The 18,546-nt window shown below is 66.4% G+C and carries 21 protein-coding genes, 1 tRNA gene and 1 pseudogene; 14 read left to right on the top strand and 9 right to left on the bottom strand.

Annotated features, from left to right (window positions below; all coding sequences use genetic code 11):
• Positions 1-14: 14 nt before the first annotated feature.
• Positions 15-167 carry a GyrI-like domain-containing protein gene (locus D7147_RS33615; RefSeq protein WP_325050705.1) on the top strand — a complete coding sequence of 51 codons (153 nt, stop codon included), beginning with the start codon at positions 15-17 and terminating at the stop codon, positions 165-167.
• Between the two features lie 517 nt (positions 168-684).
• Here D7147_RS33615 and D7147_RS31735 read toward each other — a convergent pair.
• The 3 genes from D7147_RS31735 to D7147_RS31720 form a co-directional block, all read right to left on the bottom strand.
• Entirely contained in the window at positions 685-1,164 is a 480-nt protein-coding gene (locus tag D7147_RS31735; protein WP_199734317.1) for a tyrosine-type recombinase/integrase, read from the bottom strand.
• An 88-nt stretch (positions 1,165-1,252) separates the two neighbouring features.
• Positions 1,253-1,903, bottom strand: a complete 651-nt coding sequence (locus tag D7147_RS31730) for an HAD family hydrolase (RefSeq protein WP_120684367.1) — start codon at positions 1,901-1,903, stop codon at positions 1,253-1,255.
• A 1,368-nt stretch (positions 1,904-3,271) separates the two neighbouring features.
• On the bottom strand, positions 3,272-3,766 hold the full coding sequence (locus D7147_RS31720) for a YajQ family cyclic di-GMP-binding protein (RefSeq protein ID WP_158609413.1): 495 nt from the start codon (positions 3,764-3,766) through the stop codon (positions 3,272-3,274).
• Between the two features lie 148 nt (positions 3,767-3,914).
• Between D7147_RS31720 and D7147_RS31715 the strand changes: the two genes are divergently transcribed.
• Positions 3,915-3,998 (top strand) — tRNA-Tyr (locus D7147_RS31715).
• A 727-nt stretch (positions 3,999-4,725) separates the two neighbouring features.
• Here the strand turns inward: D7147_RS31715 and D7147_RS31710 are convergent.
• The 5 genes from D7147_RS31710 to D7147_RS31705 all read right to left on the bottom strand — a co-directional run bounded on the left by D7147_RS31710 (position 4,726) and on the right by D7147_RS31705 (position 10,526).
• Complete coding sequence (locus D7147_RS31710; RefSeq protein ID WP_147437484.1) at positions 4,726-5,358, bottom strand: hypothetical protein; 633 nt, start codon at positions 5,356-5,358, stop codon at positions 4,726-4,728.
• Positions 5,359-5,513: 155 nt separating this feature from the next.
• Positions 5,514-6,344: a hypothetical protein gene (locus tag D7147_RS32255; RefSeq protein ID WP_147437483.1), complete on the bottom strand. Its 831-nt coding sequence runs from the start codon at positions 6,342-6,344 to the stop codon at positions 5,514-5,516.
• Between the two features lie 14 nt (positions 6,345-6,358).
• The gene (locus D7147_RS32250; RefSeq protein ID WP_147437482.1) at positions 6,359-8,089 is read right to left on the bottom strand and encodes an Hsp70 family protein; all 1,731 of its coding nucleotides are present in this window, start codon (positions 8,087-8,089) and stop codon (positions 6,359-6,361) included.
• Entirely contained in the window at positions 8,076-9,296 is a 1,221-nt protein-coding gene (locus D7147_RS32245; protein ID WP_147437481.1) for a hypothetical protein, read from the bottom strand. The genes D7147_RS32250 and D7147_RS32245 overlap by 14 nt, the downstream gene beginning before the upstream one ends.
• Before the next feature lie 807 nt (positions 9,297-10,103).
• Positions 10,104-10,526, bottom strand: coding sequence for a GntR family transcriptional regulator (locus D7147_RS31705; RefSeq protein ID WP_199734316.1), 423 nt, complete (start codon positions 10,524-10,526; stop codon positions 10,104-10,106).
• 19 nt (positions 10,527-10,545) lie between these two features.
• Between D7147_RS31705 and D7147_RS31700 the strand changes: the two are divergent.
• The 12 genes and pseudogenes from D7147_RS31700 to D7147_RS31655 form a co-directional block, all read left to right on the top strand.
• A pseudogene (locus D7147_RS31700) lies at positions 10,546-10,779 on the top strand (transcriptional regulator); the annotation flags it as partial.
• 181 nt (positions 10,780-10,960) lie between these two features.
• Entirely contained in the window at positions 10,961-11,218 is a 258-nt protein-coding gene (locus D7147_RS33770; RefSeq protein WP_407663411.1) for a hypothetical protein, read from the top strand.
• 135 nt (positions 11,219-11,353) lie between these two features.
• Positions 11,354-11,935, top strand: a complete 582-nt coding sequence (locus tag D7147_RS33765; RefSeq protein WP_407663410.1) for an FtsK/SpoIIIE domain-containing protein — start codon at positions 11,354-11,356, stop codon at positions 11,933-11,935.
• Positions 11,902-12,555 carry a hypothetical protein gene (locus tag D7147_RS33760; RefSeq protein WP_407663409.1) on the top strand — a complete coding sequence of 218 codons (654 nt, stop codon included), beginning with the start codon at positions 11,902-11,904 and terminating at the stop codon, positions 12,553-12,555. Before D7147_RS33765 ends, D7147_RS33760 begins: the two co-directional genes overlap by 34 nt.
• Positions 12,552-12,806, top strand: coding sequence for a hypothetical protein (locus tag D7147_RS31690; protein WP_120684359.1), 255 nt, complete (start codon positions 12,552-12,554; stop codon positions 12,804-12,806). Before D7147_RS33760 ends, D7147_RS31690 begins: the two co-directional genes overlap by 4 nt.
• A 3-nt stretch (positions 12,807-12,809) precedes the next feature.
• Entirely contained in the window at positions 12,810-12,998 is a 189-nt protein-coding gene (locus D7147_RS31685; protein WP_120684356.1) for a hypothetical protein, read from the top strand.
• A complete protein-coding gene (locus D7147_RS31680; protein WP_233563613.1) occupies positions 12,995-13,528 on the top strand; it encodes a DUF2637 domain-containing protein in 534 nt (177 codons plus the stop codon). Before D7147_RS31685 ends, D7147_RS31680 begins: the two co-directional genes overlap by 4 nt.
• A 78-nt stretch (positions 13,529-13,606) precedes the next feature.
• The gene (locus D7147_RS31675; protein WP_120684352.1) at positions 13,607-15,283 is read left to right on the top strand and encodes a replication initiator; all 1,677 of its coding nucleotides are present in this window, start codon (positions 13,607-13,609) and stop codon (positions 15,281-15,283) included.
• Positions 15,280-15,465 carry a helix-turn-helix transcriptional regulator gene (locus D7147_RS31670; RefSeq protein ID WP_091594889.1) on the top strand — a complete coding sequence of 62 codons (186 nt, stop codon included), beginning with the start codon at positions 15,280-15,282 and terminating at the stop codon, positions 15,463-15,465. The genes D7147_RS31675 and D7147_RS31670 overlap by 4 nt, the downstream gene beginning before the upstream one ends.
• On the top strand, positions 15,462-16,898 hold the full coding sequence (locus D7147_RS31665; RefSeq protein ID WP_120684350.1) for a tyrosine-type recombinase/integrase: 1,437 nt from the start codon (positions 15,462-15,464) through the stop codon (positions 16,896-16,898). Before D7147_RS31670 ends, D7147_RS31665 begins: the two co-directional genes overlap by 4 nt.
• Before the next feature lie 143 nt (positions 16,899-17,041).
• Positions 17,042-17,329, top strand: coding sequence for a hypothetical protein (locus D7147_RS32240; protein ID WP_147437480.1), 288 nt, complete (start codon positions 17,042-17,044; stop codon positions 17,327-17,329).
• Positions 17,330-17,485: 156 nt separating this feature from the next.
• Positions 17,486-17,989 (top strand): DUF4265 domain-containing protein, encoded by a 504-nt coding sequence (locus D7147_RS31655; protein ID WP_120684371.1) that lies wholly within the window; start codon positions 17,486-17,488, stop codon positions 17,987-17,989.
• A 334-nt stretch (positions 17,990-18,323) separates the two neighbouring features.
• Here the strand turns inward: D7147_RS31655 and D7147_RS33755 are convergent.
• The coding region (locus tag D7147_RS33755) for a hypothetical protein (protein WP_407663408.1) at positions 18,324-18,546 on the bottom strand (223 nt) is incomplete at its 5' end.

Genomic DNA, 18,546 nt, shown 5'->3' with positions numbered 1-18,546 from the left:
CCTATCCGCAGGCGCTGCAGAGCACCTGGGCCGCGACCGCCACCGAGTGGTTCCCCTCCAACCCGTGGCGGCTGCGGCCGGGCCCCTCGATCGTCGCGGTGCTCGACCGTGCGGCTGATTTCAGCACGGCGACCACTGAGCTCTGGCTACCCGTCGAACCGGCCTGACGGATCCGCTGGGAGCCGGTCATCCGCCCGGATCCGGCCACTGCCCGGGTCGGTAGGGCCCACCGACCCGGGCACCATCCGGCCCCGCCGGGTTTGATCTGGTTGATCAGACCCAGCGGGGCCGAACGCTTTGCCCGACGCACGTTCTGTCGTCGAGGGGGCCGTAACGGACTCCGGGGTCGCTCTGGTGGCGTCACACCGGGCGCCCGGCGTACGGGGCGGAACCCAACGCCTGGGCCGCCCCGGTCTGCCCGCCGTCCATCGACTCGCAGGTGTCCACCGCCGTCGGTAAGCCCGCCATCACGGGCGGACGTCAATCCCCAGGTAGGCGCGACGGCCGGCCATACCGCGCTCACCGCACCCTCGGGCTCCACCGGGTGCGGCCCGCTCGCGGCGGGATCCGCCAGGCGGCTATCTGGGGGGGGCGACCGCTCGGGATCCGGGTGCCGCCTCAGCGGTAGTTGGTGAACTGGAGAGACACCGCCCACTAGCAGCCGAAACAGGGCCATGATCGCCGCTAGGCCGTCGCCAGGCCGTCCGGAGTCGATCCGAACACCTTGTCCACTGCCCGGCGGGTGCGGTCCTCGCTGGTCGGCATGAGGTGGGTGTAGGTGCGCAGGGTGAAGCCGGGATCCGCGTGACCCAGGTACTCCGACAGCGCCTTGACGCTCTCCCCGGCGTCGAGCAGGAGCGGAGCGTAGAAGTGGCGCAGAGCGTGCATGCCGGTTGCCCGAGTCGGCTGGATGCCGGCGGCCGTCAGTGCGGAATGCCAGTAGCCCCGGTTGAACGTGTGGCGGTCCATCGCGACGTTGGTACGCCCGTGTACGACCAGGTTGACGGTGGTCGCCGGGCCGCCGGGCACCTCCCACGGCAGTGTCACGGGTACCGGAGGGAACTCTTCAAGGTGGCGAGTAAGCGCAACACCAACAGACCCAGGCAGCGGGATGTCGCGCGTCTTGCGACCCTTGGGTAGTGCGTAGACGAGCCGGCTACCCACGATCTTCAACGTTCGAGACGACCGTTGACTACGTACTTCAACGCTTCTCGGTCCGTGCTGCGGTTGATGCTGTGGTCGTCGCGCGTGGTCAGGCTGCGTCCAGCAGACCCGGGAGTTTGCGCATGTCGTCGAAGACCACCGTGTCTGGGCCTTCCAGCCGGTGCGCGGGGGTCAATCCGCCCGCATAGCCGAAGCAGCGCATCCCGGCGGCGCGGGCCGCTTGGACTCCGTACTGGCTGTCCTCGACCACGACGCACGCCGCGGGCGGGACACCCATCGTCGCCGCCGCGTGCAGGAACAGGTCGGGGGCGGGCTTGCCATGAGCGACCTCGGTCGCGCTGAAGATGCGGCCCTCAAAGCGGCGATACAGGCCGGTGCGGCCCAGGGTGTGGCGCATCTTCTCGTGCGTACCGCTGGAAGCCACGCACGTCGGCTGGGTGATCTCATCGAGCGCGTCGTTGATGCCGTCGACGGCGGTCAGTCCGGCGTCCACCGCTTGGCGGTGCGCTAGGTCGAACCGGTCCGCCCAAGTGTCAGCCACGCCCCGTCCGAGGCGGGCCGCGATCTGTTCACCGATGGACATGCTGGACCGGCCGATGAAGCGTTCGATGACCTCTGCCTCGGTCAGCGGCCAGCCCAGTTCCGCACCGAGTGCAATGTTGACGCGGACCGCGATGCGCTCGCTGTCGACCAGCACCCCGTCGCAGTCGAAGATGACAAGCCCGATCGGATTGATCATCCGGACAGGCTAGTCGAGTGGTAGGACGAAATGGGCGGCACCCACGATCCCCCGAGGGCGCCAGATCGCCGTCACCGCCGAGGCGGCAGCCAACTCGGACAGGTCGACCACGTTGCGAGGCAGCGCCAGCGGCCGGTGCACGACCGGGGTCGAGAAGGACGCATGCTTCCGCCGCGATCAGCGCACGAAGGTGTCGCAGATCAGTTGGCGGACGAGTGTCGCGCATCAGTCGACGGAGGACACGGCCGGCTGCCGGAAAGCTGTTCAAAGTTTTTGTACGTCTTCAAGGCGGCCCTTGACGGGCCGCACGCGCCGCCGCCTGGGCGCGCGTCCGTCGCTCCGCTGGCGCTCCGACTCCGGCCACGCAACACGCCCGGCGGCTGGCGCGGAGAGCGGAAAGCCCGGAGGGGCCGCCGCGGACGGGGTAGCTCAGAGTGGTGGAGGTTCGTCGCCGGCAGCCGGCCGCGCCGCGCCTGAGCAGCGCGGCGCATGGAGAGCGCGCGCCGGGTCCGCGCGGCAAGCCCCAAGCATGGGGGCCGGGTCCGCGCGGCGGCATGCCGGTCGTCCAGGAGCCGGCTCCACAGCCGCTCAGGGTCAGATCAACCGCCCACCTGGGAGGGGGAGGGGTGCCCGCCGGTGGCCAGCTCCGCCCCCGGGAGCCGGGTCCGTGCCAGGCGAGGTTGGGTCAACTGCGCCACTGTGGCGGTGTCCGTCGAGGGCGCGGTCCGTGACACGAAGGCCGACTCCGTCTGTTCCGCCAGCGTCCGTACGTGCGTCAAGGTCCGCTTGACATGCCGGGCCGGGCCGGGCCGGGCCGGCCGGCCCGGCACTGCCGCGTGCGTGATTCAGTTGGAGGCAGCGACGGGATCCGACGGCTGCCCGACAGATCGCCAGCGGCGAAGGTGCCTACCGGACGACGGCAGCGACAGCAGGACCAGTGCACCTGCCACAGCCCGACGCCGACAAGGCCATCACGATCCCGGTAACGACGGTGACGGTGGTATCGGAGACCAAGCCGATCGAGTCGTTGGCTACGAGCCTGCCATGCGCGACTGGGGTAGAGAGGGCATCGATCACGCCGGAGCTGAGAACGCTGCACCAAGGCCCGGCGAGGACCGCAACCAACCAGGTCAGGGCGCGAGCAGCCCGCGATCCCCGCCAGGCCGACACCGCTGCGCCCACCCTGGCGTTCCAGGTCAGCACGCCGCGTTGGTTGCCTGGGGGTCAAGGGGTCGACGAGGGCCAGGCCCAGGCCGTCACCAGGCCGTCAGAGGGCGATCGAGAGCGACCAACGACGACCACTGGTGACGACATCTGCCCAGGTAGGAAGGCGTGGCCAGCGCGGTGACCGGGCCGGGCGGGGCCGCCTTACCTGTAGTTGGTGAACTGGAGCGCGACGCCGAAGTCCTCGCCCTTGAGCATCGAGATGATGGCCTGGAGGTCGTCCTTCTTCTTGCCGGTGACCCGGAGCTGGTCGCCCTGGATCTGAGCCTGGACGCCCTTCGGACCCTCGTCGCGGATCTTCTTGCTGATCGCCTTGGCCTTGTCCGAGTCGATGCCCTGGATGATCTTGCCGTCGATCTTGAACACCTTGCCCGACGGCCGCGGGTCGCCGGCGTCCAGCGACTTCAGTGAGATGTTGCGCTTGACCAGCTTCTCCCGGAAAACCTCCAGCGCCGCCCGAACCCGCTCCTCAGTCTCGGCCTGCAGGGAGATCGCCTCCTCACCCGACCAGGAGATCTCGGCGCCCGTCCCCCGGAAGTCGAACCGAGTCGCGAGCTCCTTCTCCGCCTGGCGGAGAGCGTTGTCGACCTCCTGGCGGTCGACCTTGCTCACGATGTCGAACGACGGGTTCGCTGCCATGCTCATGCTCCTGCTGTCCGGCGGTCCAGTGGCATGTCGCCGCCGCTGACCAGCGGCACGACCCTCTGACGGTACCCGCTTGCGCCCGTGCCCGGGTGAGCCGCTATCCTTGCTTCCGTCGCCGCGTCCTGACGTGGGGACGCGCCCTGGCGGGTTGCCCGAGCGGCCAATGGGAGCGGACTGTAAATCCGTCGCGAAAGCTACAGAGGTTCGAATCCTCTACCCGCCACCAGGTGCACCAACGGCCCCTGACCAGCAGAAATGCTGATCAGGGGCCGTTGTCGTTGATCTAGCGAAGTCCGGCTGCGTCCAGCCGTTGACGACTGGTTGTGGGCAGATGGTGGGCGGGTCGATCTTGCCACCCGAGGGCTCTTCTGAGGCTCTTGATGCTGGGGCCTGGTGTCCTGGGCGGGCTGGCCCGGGCCGCGCGTGTGGCGACTGGCTGAGAGCTTCGCGGTGGGGCGTGGCCGGCTGCGGGTGATGGGCCGGGGGCAAGCCAGTCCCGGGGTTGGACTGGCGCGGCAGCCGGAAGCCCCGACCTCCGACGAGGCCGGCCCATTGGCTTCCGTGGCGGCCTAGTCGTGGTCGTCACGTCGTAGTGACTTGGGTGGCGGTGGGGCGGCAGTCGGTGGCTCTCCGCCCAGGCGCCGAAGGCAGCCGGGGCGGCTTGCCGCCGGCCGGCTCACCGCCCCGCGCCGCGCGGAGCCTTGATCCAGAACAGAAGAGATCGGCAACATTGAAGGTCATTTCATCGACATGCTGTGGCTGACGACTCGATTACAAGCTCTGTGCAACAGGTCCGCCCATGTCTGGGATCGGTCGCCAGCTCGGAGTTGCGTCCGTCTCCAAGCTCCCTGATGTGCCCGTGTACGACGGCGTTGCTGTCAGCGTTGCTGTCGACAGCGTTCCCGGCGGCGCCCATGGCCCGAGACAACCCTGGCTAAGGGAGGCGCTGGGAACTATGACGGCACGGCCTCGGCCTCGGCCTCGGCCATCGCCCGGTCGAACGCGAACACGACCTTCTCGTTGCCAGCCTCATCGCGGGCAAGCCGTGCCAGGGCTACTCGCTCGCCGGCCATGCGCCTCAAGGCAGCCTGATAGGGCTCAGCTTGTTCATCAGACGGTGCCTCACCGCGGACTACCCGCATAAAGCTGTTACGGCTCTGATCAAAGGCCGTGGCGGCCGCAAGGAGGTCACCGCATGCGTCTAGCAGTCGATCGGCAACGTCGATAGCTTGCTGTGACCCTACGACATGAACTTGTGACCAAGCATCGCTGACGGGTCGCCAGTCTTCGCTCAGCCAATCGTGAAGCTCGAACGAGTCGAGTGGTCGTCGTTGACGAAGTGTGATGCTGAGACCCTCCGCGAGGCCGGACCGGAAGCGCATGGTCTGACGCACGGTGTCCGCTCGCAATGCAAGGGTCATCGTGCGTGCCAGCAGGTCCTGGTAAGCCGCGATCCGCTCCTGCTGGGCTGCGTCCCTAGCGGACCACCGCCGCTGCACCCACAGCACTCCAAACGTCGCCAGTCCTGTAAGGAGCGAAGCTCCAATCGCCGCCACTACTGGCGCCCAGATCTCAGACCTACTCATGTGAGAGCAGGTTAGAGGCTCTGGGCAACAGGTACGCCGGCAGTTGGCCGGCCCACGACCCCGGTTAGCGATCCGCGCATTACGAGTCAGTCGCGGCCTGCTGACATCGCGGTCCTGGTCCTCGCGACCTGCGCCTCAGGTTTGCCAGGGTCTGATTACTCGACAGCCAGGGACTTCGGAGTTCTTTGACCTCTAGGCGCGGTGAAGACTCTTTGACGACAAAAGATTTGGCCACCCACAAAATACCCTGGCACCACTACAAATCTGGCGGGCCAATTGGCGTCGCATCCTACCCAGGGTTCTTGCCAAGACTCATCTAGACCCTTCCTTGGAGCGAGATAGAAATCCCAATAGAAGGGGAGGCCAGTTTCCGCGACATTTTGGTACAAGCTTTCGGCCTTAGCCGCCAAGTCACCCGCAACATCCGCCCAGTGATTAGAGCTCATCTTGATGTGCAGCAAACCCTCCTTCGCACTGCCGGGAAGCCGAAAAAGCACCGCACAAATTTCACTCACAAGCCGCGCCACTCTTTCCGGCTTATACCCTGACCTGTGCAGGCGCGCCTCCCTTGCAGCTATGGGCAGGATGCGCTGCTCTACAAGCACACGGAAGGTCTCGGCCAACTTGAGCTGGTCTAGGTGCCTGGCATCGGCCAAATCACGCCGGTCAGCGGTGACGCGCTCCAGTTGACTTGTCAGCCCTTCCTCCAGCCGCTCAGCAAGGGCGAAGAGGTGGGAGACACGAGACTCTAAGGCTTCATGAGCCTGATATAGTTGATCAAGATCAAAGCTTAGCGCGTCGATCTCTTCACCCAACTGTTCGGCATTCAAGCTCTTTGGGGATTGGTCTATCTCGGTCTTACCCCCACCGGTAGAGGTAATGTCGCTCGCGATCGGGCGATCGTCAGCCATGTCATCGAGTTCTATATCGAGTTCACCGCCCTCGCCGCCAAGTGATGGACTCGGCCACCCGTCGTAATCCGTCAACGCAAAACCTCCGTCTAGGCTGGGTCGAACTGCAGGGTGGCATCTACCGTCTTACCCGTTTGAGAGAGTGCCGCAGAGACGCGAAGCTCGGTGTCCCCGAAGTGCATAGTGACAACAACGGAGCGTTCAGACCTCGGAAGATGCATAACGGATGTGAGATCTACAGAGACAGAGCCGACCCTCTGACTGCCGGGGTCGGTCGAATATCTTGGCGACCGCGAGCGAGTGCGATAGATAACCATTTCAACATCTGTGGATTCATCGTAGAGCGGCACGTACTTACGTGTGACGCTATGCCCTACCTCTACGATATCGCTGCTCTTTACAAAAGCGTCGAAGTGCTCAACGCAATGCCGCTCGCCATCGACTGTCCGAAGACTGTTTAGTGGATCAATACCGTCTCGAAATGGGCGAGAGGTCTCGCATCCGTACGTAAACCTCGTCCGCCGCGCCCGAGTTTGAGGACTGTAGGCGAAATGTGCAGCCCCGACCAAGACCGCGAGCTCCGGATCTCCTGGAACCAGCAACTCCGCCCGCTCGCCTACGTGATCGGTGAGTCGTCTCTGGAGATAGGCGGATCTAGCAAACCCTCCCACTAGGACGATGATCTCTGGAGACTTCAGCCTGTACTTGGTAGATGGCATGTCGGCCAACTGCCTGTCGACAAGCTGCAGGATGCCAGGGAGAACTGATTCAAAGCACTGGGCAGCTTCTTCGGCTGTTATTACGAGGTGATCCGTGATGCCGCTCTGCTCCTCAGCTAGCCGATCTCTCACCGTGTCAGACAGCAGCCGATCTACCGCCAAAGGTAGCGGGATGAAGATCTCATCAAGCTCCTGACCGGACGCTACTTTCGTACGCTCCCAGACATCTAGCATGTCAAGGAACGCACGCGGAGCAGCCTCGATGATGGAAGCGAGCGTGTCGTAAGAGCCGAACTTGCGCGACAAAACTTGATCTACAAAGTACCGGTTCACATACTCAGAGCCAAGCGGCCCTCCGTGGTCATTTCCGATTTCAATCAGCTTGCTTTGGCTATTAGCGCGATACGCGGTTATGTCAACTGTGCCACCACCGCAGTCAACGACCATAAAGCGCGAACCGGGCGATAGAAGGGACGCTCGTTTACCAGCGGTGGCGCTAAGGGTGCGAAGTCCGGCGATCCGCGCATAATGAGCGGCCGCCTCGGGTTCGATCGCAAAAATCAGTCTCGTGCTGTCGCCAGGAAACCCTGCCGCCACAGCGGACTCTCGCATCGCCTGCTTCTGGTAGTCGTCCCAGATGGCGGGCACGGTGACACACCACCTGATCTCCTCTTCCTTATACCCACTACGGCTAATCTCGTCTACCGCCAAGGCGTATACGTAGCGCAGGTAGGCAGTGATGAGCTCGCCGGTTGATAGAGGAAGCCCTTCTGTGGAGGAGGCCTCACCCGCGGGAAGGGCCTCCTCCGACCTCGGCTTCAGGAGCCCCATTTTGAATCCGCGAATGAACCGTAGAGAGTCGGAGCGACGGGTCTGAAACTGTTTCCGGGCGTCATAGCCCCACGAGATTGGATCGCGGTTCTCATCGACGAGCAGAGCCGTGAGGTTCTTTGGATAGGGAACTGGCTGAGAGAGCCAGCGGGTGTTATAGATGATATGCCGTTGCTTGGCATCCTCGTTCTTAGGGCTTATTACGGACCACGCATATCCGGTGGCGTGGGTACCGAAATCTACAGCAGCAACAACTTTAGGCTTCAGCAATCGAGTCTCCTAGAGCGAAGAAGTCCATGACCTCTTTTCGCGCCCGCTTTTCCAGCAATTCACGCGTGCTGTCTGCCAAGTCGGCCCTTCCCAGCGACGCAAGCCCAGCGGAGAGTGATCGGAGCCTAGGGCGATCGGCACGGTATAGCTCTTCGGCTGAACTCGAAATGAGCTCGTATGCCGCTACTGCCATGTCCCTCGCGGGCTCACTCATCCCGACATCTAAGCAAGTCGTCATTTGCTCGACCCGAGCCGCAAATTCAGACACCGTAGCCTTCTGTAAGGCCACCTCGAATGCGGCGAGGGTCGAAAAGGCCAAGTGGCGACGGCCGAATCCGTCCTGGGCCGCCGCCAGCTTATGCAACTGAGGCGACCGGCCATGATTTACAACATGAAACCATTCTGCCAACGTTCCAGCCACGAGAGCGATGCGATCGCCGAGCGCATCCTCAAATGCAAGCCTGCTAGTAACGCCCGAATCTTCGTCTCCTGGTTCGATGTACATCGGCGGAAGGTTTACGTGAATGGCAGGCGTTCCATCGTGGAACGCAACATTCCAGGCACTCAGAGAAGCCCACACTCGTGTTGAATCCTGCACCTCGCCGTAAGCGAGTATGACGGGTAGGTCATGCAGATCTTGTTGGATGACCATGAGGTCAGTGTCAGTATTTCGAAGTGGCCGACTAATCAGCCCGTCAAGGAGGCCCACATCGTTATGCCAACCTTTGCTCTTCCAGCTACGTCTAATCGCCACCCGAAAAGAGTGAGGTCCGTGATCATTGTCATTATCGCTAAGATGATCGTGGTAGAAGGGTGCAATGAGGAATGCTGGCCGTGTGCCCCCGGCAGTCGCCGATTCAATCAGAGACCGCGTCTTGTCTACCTCGTACCTGAAGACGCTGTTCTGGTGATTTATCTCATCGCTTCTGATGATCCGAGATACGGCGATCTCTAGGCCTGCCGAGGCAATCTGCTTATCCAAATCCGACTTCGTCGCGGCTTCGATCTGGTCCGTTGATTGGGAGGCTACGAGGGCATCTCTCTCAAGCGAGCGCTTATGCGCCTGCGCAGCCTCCTCCTCGCGGAGATGTGCCATAAACTGTTGCTGCTCAAAAAAGCTGCCATCGCGCCGGACACGGTAAAGCTCGATGAGGTGGCCGGTCATATCAGATATGCCCGAGAAAATGTCGACGAAGGGGATCGACACGATGCGCCTTTCGTGGTAGTGCCGCAGAGCGGTGGCGACGGTCCAGCTCGCAACCTAGTCACCAGAGGGCTAATCATGGTTTCGCACAGCTCACCCGAGCGCAGCCCAAGAAGCGGGTCTGTCGAATATTTGTCATCTCCGTTGTGGCCGAGCTGGCCAGGACCGTCATCGAGAGGATGCCGTCAGGCAGGGCGGCAACATCGGTGATGGATGTTGGGGGTCACGAGGCACGGGCACGTCCGTCTCGGTAAACCTGTCCCGATCGAATCAAAGTCGTCCACGCAGTCTTCGGCGTGCCCAGCGACCTTCGGCTGGCATGAGTCCGCGACGCTCCAGCTGCTGGTGCTGCACCTGGTCCTCGTCTGGCGGCCTGGTTTACTCGTCCGCTCGTGCTCGCAGCCCTTTGCCGCTCGACGGCCCGGCTCACGATTCGTTACAAGCTCTCTGCGTCTTGTCCGTACGCGTCCGGCAGCGGCTGCACTCTCGGAGCTTCCTCCCGCGCCAGCGCTCCTAAGCGTGCAACCGTCCAGTGGTGTGCTGTGCCGGCCAATCCGCCGGCGACCCAGGCCGACCCAGCGGCCGTGTGTCAGACCTGGCCAGTGGCGACGGATTGCCGGCCCAACATCTCACCGGTCAACGGCCTGTCGTTCTGCTGCGGCCCGCTGGGGTTCCCCGCTTTCCGCGCCAGCCGCCGGGCGTTTGGCGTGACGGCCGCGGAGCGACAGCAGCCGCGGCCGGCGCGCGCCCAGGCGGCGGCCTGCGCGGCCAGTTAAGGGCCGCCTTGAAGGTGTATCGAAACTCCGCGCTCTACGGTCCCGGTCGTTGCAGCCGATAGCTTCTGACGACCGACTCGACGACTCCGTTGTGCCGGTAGACGCGCTCGTGCGAGATCAGAGTCGCGCCGGTCTCAATGCCAAAGAGCGCCGCAAGCTCTGGGTCGGCGGCGACTTTGCGCTGTCGGGTCTCCGGTTCGCCTTGCTGTTCTCGCGTCTGCCCAGGAACGTCTGGCCTTGCGGTGGTGCCGCGGCCGTGCTCGGTGACGGCTAGGCCTTCCTCGCGAAGGACTGCTATGGCTTGGCGAACAGTGCCACGGCTTGCTCGAAACTCGGCGGTGAGTGCGCTCTCGGTCGGCAGAAGGGCACCCGGTGGGATGACGCCGCTTTCGATGCGCTGTCTCAGCTCGTCGGCGATGACGCGATATCGGGGCAGTCCGTAGTGCGGGGTGGGCACCTGCCCACCGTACCTGGCACAGGTGCGGGTGATGGATCTCGACCCTGAGCTGGGGAAGCGGTCGCGGGAGACAACGGTGAAGATCTCCGCCGACTACCAGCCGGTGCCGCCCACCGGTACGCCGTTCGAGGCGGTGGAGTTCGACGGGATGACGGTGACGCCGTACGTGACGAACAACGGTCGAATGGCGTACTCGCTGCGCGCGACCGGCCTGCGCACTCCGGCGGGCGTGACCACGAAGGCGGCGGCGTAGCCGCATCGGGTGGGGGCGGGGCTGTCAGGTCTTGGCGGACGGCAGCCCCGCCCTCTGTCTCTTCCCCCTGCTCTGGCGAGAGAGGTAGTGACATGTCCAAGCGTATGCCTGCCCTCGGGTGGGTGCTGGTTGCGGCTGTGCGGGGTGCGCGATGATCCGTCGGCCGCGTGGTGAGGTCGTCATGACCACGGCCGGTGACCTCATGGTGATCCGGCCCCGCCGGCTGGAGCTGCCGGTCTGGCTGGTCGCCCTGGGCCTGATCCTCCGGTGGCTCTGGCGGGGCCTCTGGTGGTGCGTCCGGCACCCGGTGACCGTCGGCCTGGTCGTGGCCGGGGTACTGCTCTACCGGGAGTTCGGCCGAGTCGGGCTGATCGTGCCGCTGGTCATGGCGTCCGCCGTCTCGGCGGTCTGGCGGTGGAAGCACGAGGCGTCCTGGTGAGCCTGGTGCGCTGGCCCGGTCCTCGGCCGGTTCCGTCAGGTGTTCGTCTACCGGCGGGCGTGGCGTGAGGCCATGACGCTCTGTGGGCTGGCGAGAACGTACGACCATCGGCCTGTCCTGCCGCAGTTGTTGCGCGTGCGGTCCGATCAGGCGCTCGATGTGCTGACCGTCCGCATGGTGCGCGGGCAGACGCCGGAGGAGTTTCACAGGGTCACCGCGAACCTCGCGTACGCCTTCGGCCGTCGGCATGCCCGCGTCTACACCGAGCGGCCCGACCAGCCGCCGACCCGCTCTGGGTACTGGGCGCTGCTGCTGAGCGCGGTCGACCGGCTGCGATACCGGGACCGGCCCTCGGTGGTGTACCTGGTGATCGTCCGTACCGACGCGCTGCGCACCGTCGTCGAGCCGTTCGACGTGCCCACGGTTCCGAATTTCACCAGCCTGCCGTTGGCTCGTCGGGAGGATCTGCGGCACTGGCGTCTGCACCTGCTCGCCACCCACGTGCTGATCGGTGGCGCCACCCGTAGCGGCAAGGGTTCGGTCCTGTGGTCGCTGGTGCGGGCGCTGGTCGGCGGGATCACCTCCGGTCTCGTGCGGCTCTGGGTGATCGATCCCAAGGGCAGCATGGAGTTCGCCATGGGTAGGCGCTCTTCGCCCGGTTCGCCTGCAAGTCATTCGAGGCCATGGCGGACCTGCTCGACGAGGCCGTGGACGTGATGCGAGAGCGGCAGACCCGACTCGCCGGAGCGGTGCGGGTGCACACCCCGACCGAGGCTGACCCGCTGGTAGTGGTCGTCATCGACGAGATGGCCGCACTCACCGCGTACCTCCAGGACGTCGACCTGCGCAAGCGCATCGCGTCCTCGCTGGGGCTGCTGCTGTCCCAGGGTGCCGGGGTCGGGGTCCTTGTGGTGGCCGCGTTGCAGGACCCGCGCAAGGAGGTACTGCCGTTCCGGGACCTCTTTCCGACCCGGATCGCGCTCGGCCTGACCGAGGCGGCTCAGGTGGACCTCGTGCTCGGAGACGGCGCCCGTAACCGGGGAGCCCTGGCCGATCAGATGCCCCGGTGGGCGAAGGGCGTCGGGTACGTGATCCTCGACGGCACTCCGGAGCCGGCCCGAGTCCGCTTCTCGTACATCTCCGATGAGCACATCCGCGAGCTGGCTGCCGAGTACCCGGCGCCGTCCGATGCCGCGGACATCCTCGCCCAGGTCGGCCGGGAGACCGCCGACGAACCGGCCCGGCCGCCACTGCCTCGGCAGCGTCGCGGGCCGCTGCTGCCGGACTCGCTGCTCAACTTCCTCGACCGGGACGCGGACGGGGGTGAGCCGCGGTGACTGCCCCGACCTTCTACCGGCTCCGTGCGCCGAACCCGGACGGCTCGACCAGTACCGCCGTCTCCGTCCGCGTCGACCCCGAACGGCCGGACCCGTACCCGGTCTATCTGGCCGTCGGTGGCGGCCGGCGCCGCATGTACCTGACCTCCGACGAGGCATGGGCGCTCTGGCGCTGCCTCTCCGAAGCGGTCGCCACCCTCGGCGACCCACCCGACCACATCCGTACGCGCGTCACCCCGGCCCGGAGGTAACCGATGTCCCTCAAGCGACTCTTACTCGGCACCCACCGGATCAAGCCTCTGCACGTCGAGTTGGACGGCTCCCCGGACCGGCTCGCCGCCGCGCTGCACGGCCTGGCGCACATGGTCAACCGCCGTCGGGACCTCGACGGGCAGAGCATCCGCATCACCCTGACCGTCCGCAACAACGGGAGCGGCCGATGAGGATCGAATCCGGCGTACGAATGCTGATCCTGATCGCCATCGGCGTCATGGCCGGCGCCGCCGCCTTCACCCACGTCCACGACCTGACCGTGGCGCACGGACAACCCGACTGGATCGGCTGGACCAACGCCGTAGCCGTCGAGCTGATGGCCATCTACCTCGGCCTGGAGATCCGCGCCCGCCGTCGAGCGGGGCGACCGGTCGGCATGGTCGGCGTGCTCCTGGTCGCGTTCTCCATGCTGTCGCTCGCCGCGCAGGTTGCCGAGGCCGAGCCGTCCGTCTGGGGCTGGATCGTCGCGGCCGTGCCGTCGCTGGCCTTCCTCGCCCTGGTCAAGGTCGTCCTCTCCAGCGAAGCAGCCACCACACCGGCTCCAGAAGCGGAACAGCCCCAGCCTGACTGGTATGACGAGCCGGAGCAGGTCGAGCCCATGCCACCCGCCCCGATTGAGCCGCCCACCCCGGCCGCGGTGCTGCCTCCCGTCCGGGTCGTTCAGCCCAACCGGCCCCAGGTCGTGGGGATCATCCGATGACCGCTCCGACCCTGCCCGGCCTCGCTCCCGCTGCCCCGGCCCCGGATGCTCCTCGGGCCAGGTTCGCGGGCGGCCCGCATGGCGCTGCCCCGCTCGGTCGACGTGCTCAAGGAGATCGCCACCGAGTACGGCGTCTGCATCCGCCCCCTGGCGATGCGCCGCACCGACCTCGACACCGGCCTGACCGAGGTCATCGACCTGCCCTGCGGTGCCACCCGCGAGGACAAGTGCCCGCCCTGCGCCAAGAAGAACCGCCGGCTGCGGCAGGCCCAGATCCGCGAGGGCTGGCACCGCGACGACGAACCGCTACCCGGCCCCAAACCCGCGACCGAGGCGCAGAAGTCGCTGAACCTGTTCCGCGCACACCTGGAGTTCTCCCGCGACGAGGCCGTACGCGCCGCACAGTGGGACCAGGTCGCCGACCTTGACGAGGCAATCCGCGAGGTGGAAGAGGCCATCGCCGCTGAGGGCCTGCGCGGGCGCGTCGGCCCACCCCACGGCAGCGTCGACGACGACCAGGACGAGGAGCCCGGCCGCCGGCGCAAGCGCTCCACGAAGCGGCGCCAGGACGCACCCGAACTGCCCCGGCGCAAGATCGAGCGGCGCACCGTCGGCAAGACCTACACCGCCGCCGACGGCACCACCTACCGCCCGTCGATGTGGCTCACCCTCACCCTCGACTCCTACGGACCGGCCCGCCCAGGCGGCACCCCGATCAACCCCGACCGGTACGACTACCGGCGCGCCGCCTGGGACGCCGTGCACTTCCCGCGGCTGCTCGACCGGTTCTGGCAGAACCTCCGACGCTGTGAGGGCTGGAACGTGCAGTACGCCGGTTGCGTCGAGCCGCAACGCCGTCTGGCCCCACACGCTCACTTCGCGATCCGGGGCACCATCCCCCGGGACGTGCTGCGCACCGTGGCGGCAGCGACCTACCACCAGGTGTGGTGGCCTTCGGTCGACGTGCAGCGGTACACCCTCGACCGACCGCCGGTCTGGGACGAGCAGGCGGCGGCGTGGGTCGACCCGGACACCCGCGAGCCGCTGACCACCTGGACGGAAGCCCTCGACGCCATCGACGACGACCCGGACGCCGAGCCCGTGCACGTCGTCCGCTTCGGCGCCCAGGTCGACGCCCGCGGCGTCATGCCCGGCACCGAGGACGCCGAGCGCGCCATCCGGTACGTCACGAAATACATCACCAAGCACACCGGTGACGTGCACAAGGTGGCCACCGACCGGCAGCGGGCCCACCTCGACCGACTCTGGCAGCAACTCCGGATCACCCCGTGCACGGACCGCTGCCCGAACTGGCTGCTCTACGGCCTCCAGCCGAAGAAGGCGCACGCCAAGCTCAAGCCCGGCCGGTGCAAGGGCAAGGTCCACCAGCGCGACACCCTCGGCATCGGCGGCCGGCGCATCCTCATCTCCCGCGACTGGTCTGGCAAGACCCTCGCCGACCACAAGCACGACGTCCGGGCCTGGGTCCGGGCACTGCTCGGCGTCACCACCGACGGCATGCAGCCTGTCGACGGCCAGGGCGCCACGGCCGAACGAGTCCGGCACGCCTGGGAGCTCGCCCGACCCGACGACCCGGACGTGGGACCGATGACGCACCGGCTCATGCGCTCGATCAGCGAACGTGCCCGCTGGCGGGCCGAACTCCTCGCCGCCAAAGACCGGGCCGCGCAGGGGTCCCCAGATCTTTCGGCAACTCAGCACAACGGGCAGCACATGGGGGAGGAGAGGCATTGAACGAGGAGCTGTTGACCGTGCCGGAAGTGCTCGCCGAGCTGCGCGTATCGCGCTCGACCTGGTTCTACTGGCGGCAGACCGGCAAGGGGCCACGGGTCATCAAACTCCCGAACGGGCAGCTTCGGGTCCGCCGGTCGGCGCTCGGCCGGTGGCTCGGTGAGCTGGAGCAGGACGCCGCATGAAGAGCTACGAGGTCCAGATCTGGGACATCGGGAAGCGCGCCGACCGAAAGGCTCGGCCCTGGCGGGTCCGCTGGGCGGTGGCCGGCCGTCGCTTCGAGGAGATGTTCCGGACCAAAGCCCTGGCGCACTCGTTCCGCGCCGAGTTAGTCCAGGCGGCCAACGCGGGGGAGCCCTTTGACCCGGCGACCGGCCGCCCGGTCTCCGAGGCGAGAACCAAGAACCCCACCACCTGGTACGCCCACAGCCGCGCGTACGTCGAGATGAAGTGGCCCCGAGCAGCGGCCAAGACCCGGCGGTCTATCGTCGAGGCGCTGACCTCCATCACGGTGACCCTGACCCGACCGACCAAGCGGGGCCGACCGGATGAGGTCCTGCTCCGTGAGGCGCTGTACCTCTACGGGCTGAACCCGCGCCGCTGGTCCGACGAGATCCCGGCCGAGTACGCTGCGGCCCTGGCCTGGCTGGAAACCGCGTCCCTCCCGGTCGTCGAGCTGGACTCGCCCGCGATGGTCCGCCGGGTCCTCGACAGCCTCTGCGTACGCCTCGACGGCAAGCCCGCGGCCGCCTCGACCGTCCAGCGGAAGCGGGCCACCTTCTACAACGTGCTCGGGTACGCCGTTGAGCTGGAGCTGATCGCTTCCAACCCGGTTGACCGGGTGCAGTGGACCGCGCCCGAGGTCGCACAGTCCATCGACCGGCGGGTGGTGGCGAACCCGGCCCAGGTCGCCGCGCTGCTGGAGGCGGTGAAATCTCTCGGCAAACGGGCCGACAAGGTCACGGCGTTCTTCGGCTGCCTCTACTACGCGGGCATGCGCCCCTCCGAGGCGGCAGACCTGCGGCGGGAGGACTGCGACCTGCCCGGCCGGTGTGTCGACTGCGACACCGACTTCGACGTCCTGGCGGCGGTCAAGCCGTCCGCGTCCTGCGACCACGAGAAGATCGAGTACCGCTGGGGTCGCCTGGTGCTCGCCGGCACCTCGCCGCGGGCCGGGTCGCACTGGACGGACGACGGCGGCTCCCACGAGCGACGCGGCCTCAAGCACCGGGCACGACAGGAGACTCGGACTGTGCCGATCCCGCCCCGGCTCGTCGAGCTGCTCTGCGCGCACGTCGAGAATCACGGGATCGGACCCGATGGGCGCTTCTTCCGTGGCCTGCACGGCGGACCGCTCTCCGAGTCGGTCTACGACCGGTGGTGGAAGCTCGCCCGAGAGCGGGCGCTGACCGAGGCGCAGGTTTCGTCGCCGCTGGTGCGCCGCCCGTACGACCTGCGGCACGCGGCAGCCTCGCTCTGGCTGAATGCCGGCGTCCCGCCGACCGAGGTCGCCCGGCGCCTGGGCCACGGCGTCGCCGTCCTGCTCCGCGTCTACGCCAACTGCATCGACGGGGGAGACGACACCATGAACGACAAGATCGGCGAGGCACTCGGATGACCACGCTCCGCCATCGTGCGAAGATCTCGGCATGTCTGTTCTCCGAAAGGACCATGCCGCGTAAACGGCCCAGGGAGCTTCGGCGCTCCCTCTCGACACGCTCGGCCTCGTCCCGCTACGGGACAAGGGCCTACCGCTTCTCGGTGCTTTCCGGTCTGTCAGGTCGAGGTCTGACCGCAATCCGGAATCTTGAACTCGCGCGGCTGTGGCCCGGTGCTGTGGCCGAGGTGCTTGAGATCTGGGAAGAGATGGTGCGGCATCCGGCCCACCGGATACGTGATCCGGGGTACCGCGCAGCTGAGGAATTCCACTTGGAATTTCTCAGTCCGGCTGGTGCGCGAGCGGTCCTCGAAGTCGTCGCCTACGCGCTGCCCAAGCAGGACGCCCGGACGTTCCGACGACGCCTGGCCGTGCTGGACGAGATGTGGTGACCAGCGGAGGCCTCGCTCCGCCTGAATGTCGGCGCCGGTCCGACCGAGGTCGCGTAGCGGCTGGGTCACGGCCTCGCCGTCCTGCTTCCGCGTCTACAGCATCGACGACGAGATGCGAGACCGGAGTGTCCGCCCCCGCAGAGGATGATGTCGGCCATGCTTTCACCCGCACCAGATCGGGACCTACCTGCCGGAGACCAGCTCATCAAGATCTGGTTCAAGTTCGTTCCGCGGGAAGGGTGGCTTCCCTACGACACGGAGGGCCTGTGGGCTGTCGCTGCCGGCCATGATACGGCTCGTATCTGCAATGTTCCGTTTCTTCAAGACGGCGTGGCTGAGGGAGACATCGTCCGCTTCACTACGGATCTTGACGGGCTTCGCTGGGCAACCGGGCGGGTCGAGGCGTCGGGCAACTGCACCGTAAGAATCCTGCCGAAGCCCCGTGGCCCACTCGGACCGAGCGACAAAGCTGTCTACGACCGCCTGGCGCCCTTCGGCATCGGCGGCGAGACGTTCAGCAAGGAACTTCCACTCGTCGCTTTCACCGTGCCGGCGAGTGCGGATTTCCCCGCGGTCAAGGCGACTCTGCTGCGCGGCGAGGCGGAGGGTTGGTGGAGCTTCGAGGTCGGCTGCGCGACCGACGAGTGGGAAGCGGCCTGAACATCGCTGTTCTGGCGCCGCCCGTGGGCGTGGGCACATGGTGGGCGGCTGATCGGTTGGTTTCGGTGTGGCGGCGAGAAACAGCAGCTCAGCGTGGCCGACATAGGAAAGATCGCGGACGCCCTGTAAATCCGTCGCGAAAGCTACAGAGGTTCGAATCCTCTACCCGCCACCAGGGAACGGCAAGGCCCTTGACCTGCGGAAACGCGAGTCAGGGGCCTTTGTCGTCTCCTGCCGTAGTTGACCGCCGTTGCCCCTGAGCGACCGGCCGATCGTGCACGTATCGGGCACGCGAGGGGGCTGACTGCGGTGAGCGAGTTTAAGGAGTCAAGGCTCACCATCGCGGCACCTTGATGTCGTCCGGGGCGAGGACGATCTGCTGACCATCGCCGTCCGGTACGGCTACGGCTCGACCGAGGCGTTCGGTCGCGCGTTCCGGGCGGTCCACGGTGCCGGCCCCGGTGACGTACGCCGGGACGGCGGCCCCCTTCGCGCACAGCCGCAACTCAGGTTCCACCTGACCGTCGAAGGGAGCATCCCCATGGACACCCGCATCG

Source organism: Micromonospora musae (assembly GCF_003626545.1).
Classification (GTDB): domain Bacteria; phylum Actinomycetota; class Actinomycetes; order Mycobacteriales; family Micromonosporaceae; genus Micromonospora; species Micromonospora musae.
The sequence above is the reverse complement of the archived record's forward strand: the minus strand, read 5'-3'. Positions and strand labels throughout refer to the sequence as shown.